Annotated in this window: 7 protein-coding genes; 3 read left to right on the forward strand and 4 right to left on the reverse strand. The window is 69.1% G+C overall.

From position 1 onward, the window contains the following. The first annotated feature begins 270 nt into the window (after nucleotides 1–270). Both IAE41_RS11340 and IAE41_RS11345 read left to right on the forward strand, forming a co-directional pair. Nucleotides 271–3,447: a TonB-dependent receptor gene (locus IAE41_RS11340; RefSeq protein ID WP_079224513.1), complete on the forward strand. Its 3,177-nt coding sequence runs from the start codon at nucleotides 271–273 to the stop codon at nucleotides 3,445–3,447. A gap of 74 nt (nucleotides 3,448–3,521) precedes the next feature. Next, nucleotides 3,522–7,340 (forward strand): LamG-like jellyroll fold domain-containing protein, encoded by a 3,819-nt coding sequence (locus IAE41_RS11345; RefSeq protein WP_200733191.1) that lies wholly within the window; start codon nucleotides 3,522–3,524, stop codon nucleotides 7,338–7,340. A gap of 174 nt (nucleotides 7,341–7,514) precedes the next feature. On the opposite strand, the gene IAE41_RS11350 is transcribed toward IAE41_RS11345, so the two are convergent. The 4 genes from IAE41_RS11350 to IAE41_RS11365 form a co-directional block, all read right to left on the reverse strand. Continuing rightward, entirely contained in the window at nucleotides 7,515–8,102 is a 588-nt protein-coding gene (locus tag IAE41_RS11350; protein ID WP_200733192.1) for a cysteine dioxygenase family protein, read from the reverse strand. A 119-nt stretch (nucleotides 8,103–8,221) separates the two neighbouring features. Further along, nucleotides 8,222–9,079 (reverse strand): rhamnogalacturonan acetylesterase, encoded by an 858-nt coding sequence (locus IAE41_RS11355; RefSeq protein ID WP_200733193.1) that lies wholly within the window; start codon nucleotides 9,077–9,079, stop codon nucleotides 8,222–8,224. A gap of 1 nt (nucleotide 9,080) precedes the next feature. After that, the gene (locus IAE41_RS11360; RefSeq protein WP_200733194.1) at nucleotides 9,081–10,706 is read right to left on the reverse strand and encodes a carboxylesterase family protein; all 1,626 of its coding nucleotides are present in this window, start codon (nucleotides 10,704–10,706) and stop codon (nucleotides 9,081–9,083) included. Further along, nucleotides 10,703–11,743, reverse strand: coding sequence for an alpha/beta hydrolase (locus IAE41_RS11365; protein WP_200733195.1), 1,041 nt, complete (start codon nucleotides 11,741–11,743; stop codon nucleotides 10,703–10,705). Before IAE41_RS11365 ends, IAE41_RS11360 begins: the two co-directional genes overlap by 4 nt. Before the next feature lie 156 nt (nucleotides 11,744–11,899). Between IAE41_RS11365 and IAE41_RS11370 the strand changes: the two genes are divergently transcribed. Then, nucleotides 11,900–12,727 carry a 2-keto-4-pentenoate hydratase gene (locus IAE41_RS11370; RefSeq protein WP_108757866.1) on the forward strand — a complete coding sequence of 276 codons (828 nt, stop codon included), beginning with the start codon at nucleotides 11,900–11,902 and terminating at the stop codon, nucleotides 12,725–12,727. The last annotated feature ends 30 nt before the right edge of the window (nucleotides 12,728–12,757 follow it).

Raw genomic sequence — 12,757 nt, forward strand, 5'->3', positions numbered from 1 at the left:
GCGGGGGCGGCGCGGGGGGCCCGCGCCCCCCCCCCCGGCCGCCGCCCCCGGCGGGGGGGGGGGGCCCCCCCCCCCCCCCACTTCGAGTGCAACGAAGAAACGCCGCTGCGGCTGCTGCGGCGCAAGATGCCGCGCGCCATGCGCTTTGTTACGTTCACGCGTGACCCGCGGTGTCAGCAAGTCGTTGCACCTGCGTCGTACCGGAGGAGGCCGGTACGCACGCTAGAACGCCTTCGCAACGCTTGAGGACACCCTGGGAGGGGATTACAGATGGATTCGTCGCTCGCGCTTCACTGCGGCCGCGCGCCGCTCACCGTGCTTGCCCTGTCGATCGGACTGGCGCTGAGCCACGCCGCGCATGCACAACAGACGCCGGAAGCGGCCGCCGCCGATGCGGTCGACCTGGACAAGGTGGAGGTCAAGGCGACCTACCGCGAAAGCCTGCAGCAATCGCTGGACGAAAAGCGCTACAGCGTCGAGCAGGTCGATGCGATCTACGCCGAGGACATCGGCAAGTTTCCCGACCTGAACCTGGCCGAGTCGATGCAGCGCATCGCCGGTGTCTCCATCGACCGCGAAGGCGGCGAAGGCCAGCAGATCTCCGTGCGCGGCCTCGGTTCGGACTTCACCCGCGTGCGCATCAACGGCCTGGAAGCGCTGTCCACCGCCGGCAGCGGCAGCACCGGCGTCAACCGCAGCCGCGGCTTCGACTTCAACACCTTCGCCTCCGAACTGTTCAGCCGGGTCAAGGTCAACAAGACCCAGTCGGCGCAGATGGACGAAGGTTCGCTCGGCGCCACCGTCGACCTGCGCGCGTCGCGGCCGTTCGACTTCAATGGTTTCCAGGCCTCGCTCAATGGCCAGTACGGTTACAACGAACTGTCGCGCTCGAAGGACCCGCGCGTGTCGGCGCTGCTGAGCAATACCTGGGCCGACGGCCGCTTCGGTGCGCTGGTGTCGGCGGCGTGGAGCAAGCGCACGATCTTCGAGGAAGGCTACAACCCGGTGCGCTGGGAGCACGGCAACTACCGCAACTCCAACCAGGCCACGGCCGCCAACAACGGCACCTACGGCTTCTGCAGCCCGGCCGGCTATGACCCGCAGACGCCGCGCAACCCGGCCGCCAATGAAACCGCGCAGGGCGTCGGCAGCGCCGCCAACCAGGCGCGCAGCAACGGCTGGGGCAGCTATGGCATCGACGCCACCCACTGCGGCACCGGCATCGACCGCCCCGATGCAACGGCAGAGAACATCGCCGCCTACGAGACCGCCACCAATGCGTGGATCCCGCGCTACCCGCGCTACATCCGCACCGAGCATGAGATCGAGCGGCTGGGCGTCACCGGCGCGCTGCAGTTCCGCTTCAGCCCCGACAGCCTGCTCAACCTCGACCTGATGTACTCGAAGCTGGACAAGGACCAGCGCGAGGACTCGATCGGCGCCAACCTGCATCGCACCGCGCAGTACGGCGGCAAGACCCAGATCGTGGTGCGCGAGGCGCAGGTGGATGCACAGAACCGGCTTGTCTACGGCGTGTTCGACAACGTCGACTTCCGCACCGAATCAACCGCCATCGAGGAAAGCACCGAGTTCAAGCAGGCCAGCCTGAACTTCGAGCACCGCTTCAACGATGCCGTGCGCCTGGATGCGCTGGTCGGCCACTCCTCGTCCAGCTTCGAGCGGCCGGTGTTCTCCATGGTCAGCTTCGACAACAGCAACCTGGATGGCTTCGTGCTGGACATGCGCAACGGCGCCAGCATGCCGTCGATGACCTTCCCCTTCGCCCTAGGTGATGCGGCATCGTGGCAATGGCTGGGCTACGGCACCGCGCCGGTGAACGCCAACGGCACCGCGCGTGGCGGCAACATCAGCGAAGTGCGCCTGAACCCGCAGTACGTCGACAACAGCTTCGACACCGCCAAGGTCGACCTGACCTTCAACGTGTCGCCCACCTTCACCCTGCGCGGCGGCCTGGCCTACAAGGACTACGGCATGCGCACGCAGGAGTACCGCAACATCAGCTATGGCCGCATGTCGCAGGCGCTGCCCGATGGCGTCGGCGTGGGCGATCTGTCCACCAGCCTCGATGGTTTCGGCAAGGGCCTGGATGGCAGCACGCCGGGCAGCTGGCTGATCCCCGACTTCAACCGCATCGCCGAGCTGCTGGACATCTACTGCAACTGCAACACCGGCACCCTCGGCGGCGACTACCGCCTGGCCGGCGTCGGCCACTTCGGTGCTTCGAACAACAACTTCGACGTGACCGAGAAGAGCTACGCCAGCTACCTGCAGCTGGACTTCAACACCGAACTCTGGGACCGCCCGTTCCGCGGCAACCTCGGCCTGCGCTACGTGCGCACCGAGATCGATGCCAGCGGCTATGCACCGTGCCAGGCGGCAAGCAGCAGCGACCTGTCGGCGGCTTGCGAACCGTTCCTGGGCGTGGCCAGCGCCACCGCCGATGCCGGCGAGCGCCTGCTGGTGGCCACCACCGTCGGCCACCGCTATGACGACTGGCTGCCCTCGCTGAACCTGGCCTGGGACCTGACCGACAGCGTGGTGCTGCGCTTCGGCGCGGCCAAGACCATGGCCCGGCCGACCCTGTCCAACCTGTCGCCCAGCGTCAGCGGCGGCCCGACCAGCTTCCTCGACGAGGACCGCTACTACTCGATCAACCTGGGCAACCCGAAGCTGGATCCGTTCCGCTCCACCAACTACGACCTGAGCGCGGAGTGGTACTTCCAGGAAGGTGCCCTGCTGTCGGCGGCGGTGTTCTACAAGGACATCGAAACCTACGTGCAGCGCACCCGCCTGCTGACCACCTGGGGCGACATGGGCTATTCGCTGGACCTGCTGCCGGCCGGCTTCAGCCCGAACACGCTGTTCAACGTGCAGAGCTACTTCAACACGCCCGGTGGCCCGCTGAAGGGCTATGAGCTGACCTACCAGCAGCCCTTCAGCTTCCTGCCCGGCTTCTGGAAGAACTTCGGCATCCAGCTGAACTACACCCACGTCGATTCGAAGATCAAATACCTCTTCAGTTCCGGCAGCGGCGACACCATCGTCACCACCTACACCGAGAACGACCTGCTGAACCTGTCGCCGAACTCGTACAACGCCACCCTGTACTACGACGACGGCCGCTTCAGCGCACGCGTGTCCACCAGCTACCGCGATGCCTACATCAACCAGATCCTGACCCAGGAAAACGTCTGGGACCTGGACGGCAACCAGTACGCCACCGCCGATGTCACCGGCAAGTACAGCGTGGAGAACGTGGATTTCAACATGTCCTGGAAGTTCAACAAGCAGCTGACCGTCAGCTTCGAGGCGATCAACCTGCTGGACAGCGCCGACGAGCGCTTCGTCGATTCGGCCCTGTCACTGCCCGACCGCTACACCCACACCGGGCGCCAGTACTACCTGGGGCTGCGCTACAAGTTCTGAGCACGCCCCTGCCCCGCCGTACCGCACCGCCGCCATGCCGCTGCACCGTCGAATGCTGCTGAAAGGAAGGTTCCATGCACCGTACCGCTCCTGACCTGATCCGCCCGCGCCGCCGCCTGCTGGTGGCCGCGCTGTCGCTGGCCACCGCGCTGCCCGCGCTGGCCGCACCGTCGCCGACGCTGCTGTTCCACGTCGACGCCAACCAGGGGCTGACTGCCGTGACGGCGCAGGGCGAAGCGGTGCCGAACTTCCGCGACAAGGCGGCGGTGGTCGATGACGGTGCACGCGGCAAGGCCATCCAGTGGGAAGACGATGGCGTGCTGGCCTGGGATGCGCCCGGCAACATCCAGGCCCAGCGTGGCACCCTCGCCTTCGACTGGCGCCCGCGCTACGCGGTGGGCGAAGCACCGTTCGTGATCTTCCGCGTCGGCTATGCCGACCACAGCAGCTGGGACATGGCATGGCTGCGCATCGACTGGAACGGCCACGGCTTCGATGCGTTCGTCACCGATGCCAACCTCGCGCGCAGCCGCGTGTCGTTCCGCATGGATACGCCGCCGCGGCCGGAGCAGTGGCTGCACCTGGCCTTTGCCTGGGACGAGGACCAGGGCGTGCGCCTGTTCGTCGATGGCCGCGAAGTGGCGCGTGCACAGGCCACCGGTGACTACGACGCGGCGCTGGACCAGCTCGGCCTGGCCGGGCGGGTGATGGCGCCCTACCAGGTGCAGAGCCGTTACAACTTCCTGCGCGGCAGCGATTTCCAGCACATCCGCGTCTACGACCGCATGCTCGATGGCCCTGCCGTGCAGGCGCTGGCGGGCGGCAAGGCGCCGGCCAGCGCAGTGGCAGCGGCCACCGACGAGCGTGCCTGGCGCCATCGCTTCGGCTGGGAAGGTGCGGCACCGCCGGCACTGGCATCGGCCGGCACGCGCATCCGCAAGATCGAGTTTGCCGATACCCGTGACCTGAAGGCATGGATGTGGAAGGCCACCGATGGCATCGCCGAAACCACCTGGCCGGGCGTGTACAACCGCTCGCGCCTGCCCGGCCGCAACGACTATTTCCAGCTGCCGGACTGGAACACCTACGTGGAAAGCGGCCAGCACCTGGATCTGACCCTGCCGGCCGGGGAGACGGTGAACCGCATGGAGATCCGCGGTGCGGCCTTCGGCACCCTGGCCCACGGCCCCGACGCTGCCCATGCCATGCAGGTGCTGGCCACGCGCCCGCGCGGCGTGGTGCGCAGCGTGCAGGACATTCCCGCGCAGCAGGGCGGCGTGCTGCGTTTCAGCAACGTCGAACAGGAAACGCCGATCCAGGAAATCTGGGCCTACAACGTGAGCGAAGGCGCCGAGCCGGAAGGCACGGTGAAGCAGGCCTACGTGATCGACAGCCAGGCGCTGCCCGACTACACCAACCTCGATGCGCTGCGGCACTACATCAATGGCCGCTACCCGGTGGCCGAGCGCAGCACGGTGATGGCCCTGCCCAAGGGCGCCGGTTCGCGCCGCCGTGATGCCGGCAGCCTGCCGGCGCAGCCGCGGCCGATCGTGCACGTGCTGATTCCCTCCGGCGTGGGCGATGCGCCGGCCAACCAGCCGTTGATCCGCAGCTGGGCCTACAGCTGGGAAAACATGCACGACGGCCTGGATGGCGTGGCCATCGATATCCCTGCGCTGGACCTGCCGGCCACCCACGGCGGCCTGATCCCGCTGAACATCCGCATCAAGGACCCGATCTGGCCGGCGCGCGACATGATCGATGTCTCGGTGTCGGTGCAGCCGGGGCAGGCACGCACGCTGTGGCTGGACCTGCGCGACCGTATCCTCACCCCGGACAGCCTGTGGCTGAGCATCGCCTCGGCCGCGCCGGGCTTCGATGCCGCCGCGCTGGATGGCGCGCAGATCCGCCTGGTGTTCAAGCCGCGCGCGGACGCGCTGAAGGAGCACGTCGCCGACCGCTTCAACCAGGTGCGCGACAACTGGGGCTTCCTGGTCGAGGAGCACACCACCTCCAAGCGCCAGCGCCTGTATGCGCGCGTGTATGCCGACCTCAGCGACCTGCTGCGGGTGGACCCGGACCACGAACTTGGCCGCCTGTACTGGAACTACATCAGCTACAACAGCCAGGGCCGCCCGCCCTACACCGCACCGGCCGTGCCCAAGGGCGTGCCGGCGTGGGCATTCAACCAGGTGCAGGACCTGGCCCAGGTGCGGCAGTTCGTCGACTGGTGGATCGACCAGCGCCAGGTGGCCTATGGCGATTTCGGCGGCGGCATTTCCGATGATTCCGACCTGACCCAGCAGTGGCCGGGGCTGGCCCTGATGGGCGTGCAGCCGGACCGGCTGAATGCCTCGCTGACCGCGCTGTCCGATGCGGTGTACCGCAATGGCATGTTCAGCAACGGCCTGAGCACGATCGAGACCGACGAGCTGCATTCCTACGAGGAAGGCATCAACACCAACAGCGCCATGCTCTACCTCAACTGGGGCGACCCGTTGACGCTGGAGCGCCTGATGGAAACGGTGAAAGCGTTCGACGAGCGCATCATCCTGCGCAACCCGCAGGGCAACCTGCTGTTCTCCAGCAACTGGTTTGGTGGCAACAAGGTCTACCGCGAACCGAACTGGCAGTGGCAGAAGCCCTATTCGTTCCCGGTGCTGCACCCGGCGTTCCTGCTGGGCCAGTACAACGCCGATGCGACCGGCCGCAAGCTGGTGATCGGCCTGGCCGATGGCTACCTGGCCCACGCGGGCACTGACGGGAAGGGCCGCTTCACCCTGCCCAACGAGATCAACTGGGCCACCGGTGCCACCCGCGGTGGCGAGTTGAACAACGGCTCCGGCGGCGGCGACACGATGCACACCTTCTGGGCGGCGTGGCGCTGGACCGGCGATGCGAAGTACCTGCAGGCGCTGGACTACCGCGTGGCGCGTGGTGGGCCGGGCGCGCTGGCCAACCTGGGCGAGAACTACGTGGACGTGCTGGGCAGGCAGCAGGACTGGTACCCGACGCTGACCGCCGACGCCGATGCTGGAAAGACCGGTTTCGCCAGCCTGATGGCGTGGCAGGCCAGCGGTGATACGAAGTACATCGACGCGCTGCACGCCGACGGCCTGCAGGCCAAGGTGCAGCGCGCCTACATGAACACCGAGGGCCACTGGTGGTCCGACCGCGTGGAAGCGCCCAGCGAGTTCCTGCAGCGCGCGCGCCTGGGTGGCATCGCGCTGAAGCGCAACCAGAGCTGGCCCGGCCACACCGTCAGCTGGCGCTTCGACCGCGACGGCGCCGCCGAACAGGTGGCCCTGCTGGTGCACGCGCCGTCACGCGAACGCTTCACCGTGACCAGCCACAACCTGGGCACGCGCACCATCGCCGCCGACATGACCGGCTGGAACGTGGCCAGCGGCACCTGGCGCGTGCGCAGCGGCGTGGACGCCGATGGCGACGGGCGCATCGACGGCACCGCCACCGAACGCAGCGTGCAGCTGGAAACCAGCGCTTCGGTGCCGATGCAGTTCCGACCGGGCCGCACCGAAGTGTTCGAGTTCGAGCGGATCACCGCCGGTACGCCGGTGGAAATGCGCGCGGACCTGGGCATCGGTCGCGGCGATGTGCGGGTGGACGGGCGCCAGGTACACGTGACCGTGCACAGCCTGGGCCATGCCGGCAGCGGCGTGGGCGTAGCGGTGCTGGAGGACGCACGTGGCCGCGAGATCGCGCGCACCGAGGTGCCGGCGCTGGCCGCACCGACCGACCTGCAGCCGAAGACGGTGGTGGTGTCGCTGCCGTTGCCCGCCGGTGACCGCAGCGGCCTGCGCGTGCGCGTGGCGCTGGCCGATGGCGGCGAGGAAGTGACCCGGTTGAACAACGTGGCCGACGTGCCGCGTTGATGGGGCGTGCCGCTGCCTCGCCTGCGTAGAGTCGAGCTTGCTCGACTGCTGTTGGTGCCCTGCAAAGCGCAGTCGAGCAAGCTCGACTCTACGGAGAGCGATGCGCATGCGCGCGGTCAGCAAAGCGCAGTCGAGCAAGCTCGACTCTACGGAAAGCGATGCTCATGCGCGACGTCAGGCCGCGTCGGTCTCCATCATCTTCACCCGGCGCTGGTACCAGCCATCGTCGAGCGGGTCGAACACCGCGCTGCGTTCCATCACGCCCTGGTACACATGCACCGACACCGCCACGTCGGTCTCGCTGGCGTTGCGCAGCGTGTGGTATTCGTGCGGCGGAATCAGGCTGCCGGCGCTGCCGCGGTAGCCGTACAGCGCCTCCTGCGCGGCGAAGCGGTGGCGATCGCCCTGCCGTTCCAGCAGCGCATACGGGGTGACGATCAGTTCGCCCTGCCAGACGCCTTCCACGCACCACATCGCATCGTGGTCGTGCAGCGGCGTGCCCTGCCCCGGCCCCCAGCACATGGCGATGACGCTGTAGCCCAACGTCGGGCTGCGGTGCAGTTCGCGGCGCGCGTAATGGCCGTCCACCGGACGGCGTACACAGGCGGGCAGTTCGATGAGCGGATCGATGATGGCCTCGCGCAGCACCCTCTGCAGGGCGTGGGTGATCAACGGCGGATCGGCCAGGCAGACCGCGCCGTCGATGGCCGCCAGCAGGCGATCCCGGCCCGTGAACGGCAATGGTGTGAATGCTGCTCCCATGCCAGCCAGTCTAGGCGAGCTGGGTTAACAGAATGTTTGCAGCCGCCCAGCCTGCGGCCGAAAGGCCAATTACGAAATAATTCGACGTAATTAACCGACGTTTCTTGGCGTTGGCCGCGTCAAGGCAACAGCAGTGCGCGCATCCCCGGCACCTCGCGAGCCAGTTCCGTGGCCACCAGGGTTGCGAACACCTGCGCGCCCTCGTCGCCCAGATGGGTGTAATCGAAGGCCTGCTTGGCCTGCCCCATCGGCTCCAATGCCGCGTTCTGCACCGCCGCCGGCGCGCCGGCCAGGCCGGGGCTCGCGCCTACCGTGGTGCCGCCCAGGGCGCTGGCCACCTGCGCCTGGCTCGCCGGTGCCTGCGCAAGCCGCATCGCCGGCACCGGCCCGAGTGCCTGCACCAGGGCGCGGCTGCGCGCATGCAGATCCACCAGCGGCACCTGCAGTTCGCGCGCCACCGCACGCACGCTGTCGGCCCACGGTGCAAGGTCGTCCACCAGCACGCCATCGACGAACTGGCGTCGGGTCAGCGGGGTCAGCAGTACCGGTTTGGCGCCGGCCGCGCGGACCTGCTGCACGTAGCGGCGCAGGTTGTCGGGGAACTCCTGCTGCAGGTCGGTCGAGCGCCCCGGCTTGCCCGGCTGGTCGTTATGGCCGAACTGGATCAGCACCCAGGTGGCGGCGTAGCCCGGCGTCCGCATCTCCGCCTCGACCAGGGCCCACGAACCCTCGGCGCGGTAGTTGTACGTGCTGCGGCCACCGCGTGCCAGGTTCAGGCAGGCGGCGAACGAGGTCACGTGGTCGGCGCAGAAGCGCGGGCCCCAGCCGCCCTGCACGGCGGTGGTGGAATCGCCGACCAGTACGATCTTGCTGGCGCGGATCGGCGTGGGTGCCGGGCGGTCGCTGATCGACGGGTCGACGGCGGCGTGGGCCGCGCCGGCCACGGCCAGGGCCAGCAGAACAGGCAGCAGGCGCATGTCAGGCGGTTCCTCGTTGCAGGAAGGGGACGCGCTGGTAGAGCTCGCGCTCGCCACCGCGCGGGTCATCGGCGCCGCGGCTGCGCACGTCGAACAGCATCGTGCGCCGCTGCGGCAGGGTGTACGGCGCCCAGTCCGCCAGCCCGGCGTGGTTGGGATTGCCGTGGCGGGCGAAGGCGACCAGTGCATCGCTCATGGTCGCGGCCAGCGCACGTGCATCCGCGCCGCCGCCGGTGCGCGCCGTGGGCAGGCCGGCGTTGTCGAACACCAGCGGAATGTCGAGGGTGTGGAAGGCACGCAGGCGCCCTTCCTGCACCGGCGAGGGCCAGTCGAGCTGGTAGGCCCAGGTGGGCGCCGCCGTGGCCGGCTGGCGGGCACGCGCTTCCAGTTCTTCCACCGCGCCACGCCAGGAGCGCCCGGCGGTGGTGGCCGCGAAGAACACCTCCGACGGCGTGTAGTGCGGGTACAGGCGGCGGTAGTGCTCGATCACCACCGAGGGCAGCAGATCGACGAACTGCTGCTTCTCCAGCTGCGCCGGCAGGGTGATCCAGTCCAGCGCGAAGTTGCCCGGGTCGTTGCCGAGGAAGGCACGGGTTTCATCGCGGGTGTTGCCGATCACCATCGGGATGGCCGCCGACTGCGCCGGTGCCTGCGGCCAGAACGGATGCACCGGCAGCACCACCTCATCCAGCACCGGCCCGAAGTACAGGGCGCTGTCCTCCACCCGCGAGGGATCACGGGCACGCGTCGCGGCCAGCAGATCGGCCGCGGGCAGGCGCAGCAGCGCGGCCAGGTCCGGCGCGCGCACTGCGTCCATCGCCACTGCTGCACGCTGTGCGGCTGCGCGCGGGCCAGCGGCGGTGACCTGCTGCCCGCTCATCGTCCACGCCCGCTGGAACAGGCCGCGCGCGGCCGGCATCGCCATCAGCGTGGCGATCTTGGCGCCGCCGCCGGACTGGCCGAACACGGTGATGTTGCCCGGGTCGCCACCGAACGCCGCAGCGTGCTCGCGCACCCACTGCAGCGCCTGCACCAGATCCAGCTGGCCGACATTGCCGGATGCCGCGTAGCGCGGGTCGCCCAGCGCGCCCAGGTACAGGTAGCCGAAGGTGTTCAGGCGGTGGTTGAGGGTGACCACCACCACGTCGCCACGGCGGCACAGCGCACTGCCGTCGTACAGCGGGTCGCTGCCGGAGCCGTTGTTGAAGCCGCCGCCGTGGATGTACACAAGCACCGGGCGGCGCGCGCGCGCATCCAGCGCGGGCGTCCACACGTTGAGGAACAGGCAGTCCTCGCTGCCAGGCCCTTCGCTGCCGCCCTGCGGTGCCGCAGCACCGAATTCCAGCGCGTCGGCGATGCCGCGCCAGGCCGCTTCGCGGCGCGGCGGCTGGAAGCGGTGGGCGGCCGTATCTGCGCCGTAGCGCAGGCCGCGGAACACCAGCACACCCTGTTCGCGCTGGCCGCGCACGCGCCCGCCGCGCACCCGCGCCAGCACCTGGGTGTCATCGCGCGGGCCGGGTGCTGCCAGCGCCGCCGGCAGTGATGCCACGGTGGCCGTGGCCAAGGCCCAGCGCGCGCTGTCGCGCAGGAAGCGGCGGCGCTGCAGATCGTTCGGCGCGGTGTTCATCGGCTACCCCGGGGTCGGATTCCCTCGCCACCGGAGCGGGGCTCTGACCCCCCATCCGACCCCATGCCCGCAGCCGCCAACCACGCTTCCGCCAGCATCGGCCACGCCGCCAGGATGGAGTCCGGCGGCACGCGCATGCCGAATCCATGCCCGCCGTGGGCGAACAGGTGCAGTTCGTGTTCAACGCCGGCGTCGGCCAGTGCCGCGGCCATCAGCACGCTGTTGCGCACGCTCACCACGCGATCGTCGTTGGCATGCACCAGCAGGGTCGGCGGCATGTCCGCACGCACCTGCTGCTGCATGGAGTACTGCGCCGCCAGCGCCGCATCGGGGTGTTCGCCCAGCAGGCGCCCGCGCGAGCCACTGTGCGCATGCGCGCCCATGTCGATGACCGGATAGACCAGCACCGCCCGCGCCGGCCGTGCGCTCAACCGATCGATCGCATCGCGCGCCGGGTACACCGGGGTATCGAAGGCGGTGGCCAGCCGCGCGGCGACGTGGCCGCCGGCGGAAAAGCCCATCACCGACACGCTGCCGGCATCCAGCCCACGCTGTGCGGCCTGCCCGCGCACCACGCGCAGCGCGCGCTGCGCATCGGCCAGCGCGGCCTGGCGGTCACGGCCGGCCTGCGGCAGGCGGTAGCGCAGCACGAACAGGGTGTAGCCGGCGCGGTCCACCCACTCCGGCACCAGGGCGCTGTCTTCCTTGTCGATCACCACGCGCTGGTAACCGCCACCGGGAATAACCAGCAGTGCGCGCCCGTTCGGCCGCGCCGGCGGATGCACCAGCAGGTAGGGCGCATCGATCTGGTCGACATAGCGGTCGGGCTGCGCCGGATCACGGCTGCGCTCGACCACCCGTGCCGGCCGCACCGGTCCCTGCTCACCCGGCACCTGCCCGGCCGGCCACAGCGCGATCTGTTCGCCGGCCAGCTCCTGGCCGGGGCGTTCGTTGTCGCGCGGCGGCGCGGCGGAGGTGGTCAGCGGCAGGGCCAGCAACAGCCCGCAGAACAACAGCACGACAGGACGCAGACGCATGGCAGGCAACGGCTCCGGCAGGACAGGGACAGGGTGCCTGGTGCATCCGGTGGCAGCACGTGATGCGCTGCGGCTTGCACGATGACACCGGTTTACCATATACACCTCCTGCAGACGCTGTCGATGGGCAGTGCAACAAACACAGGGAGACCGTTCTTGAGCAACGAACACGGCACACATGGGCAGACGCCGCCGCCGGACGATGCGGCCGCGATCGCCCAGGCCTTCACCACCGCCCGCCGCGCCGGGCAGTCGCTGGCCGCATTCCCGGGCACCATCCCGGACACCCTGGTAGGCGCCTACCAGGTGCAGGACCTGGCCATCGCCGCCTGGGATGACCGCGTGGTCGGCTGGAAGGTGGGTTACATCGCCGCCGAGCGCCGTGACGTGTCCGCGGATGACCGCCTGCTGGGCCCCATTTTTTCCCGTCAGCTGAAAAATGCTACCGGTGGAACAACGGACATCCCGGTGTTCGTCGGCGGCTTTGCCGCGGTCGAAGCGGAGTACGTGCTGGAGCTGTTGGAGGACGCTCCGGCCGGACAACTGCACTGGTCGCCGGAGCAGGCCGAGGCCCTGCCCGCGCGCCTGTACATCGGTGTGGAAGTGGCCAGCAGCCCGCTGGCCACCATCAACGAACTCGGCCCGCGCGTGGTGGTGTCCGACTTCGGCAACAACAACGGCCTGGTGCTGGGGCCGGAGATCGCCGACTGGACCGCACGCGATGAAACCTCGCTGCGTGCCGAGACGCTGATCGAAGGCGAAGTGGTCGGCACCGGTGGTGCGACGCGCCTGCCGGGTGGCCTGCGCGCTGCGTACGCCTTCGCGCTGTCCCGTTCGGCCCTGCGTGGCCGGCCGCTGCGCAAGGGCGACCTGATCGCCACCGGCAACGCGACCGGCATCCATGACATCACCGCCGGGCAGACCGCGCTGGTGCGTTTCGCCGGCTTCGGCGACATTGCCTGCCGGGCCGTGCCAGCGGGATAACCGCTGGCCTGCCCTGGTGAACACGCGCGG

This window comes from Stenotrophomonas sp. S39 (genome assembly GCF_016624665.1).
Lineage (GTDB): Bacteria > Pseudomonadota > Gammaproteobacteria > Xanthomonadales > Xanthomonadaceae > Stenotrophomonas.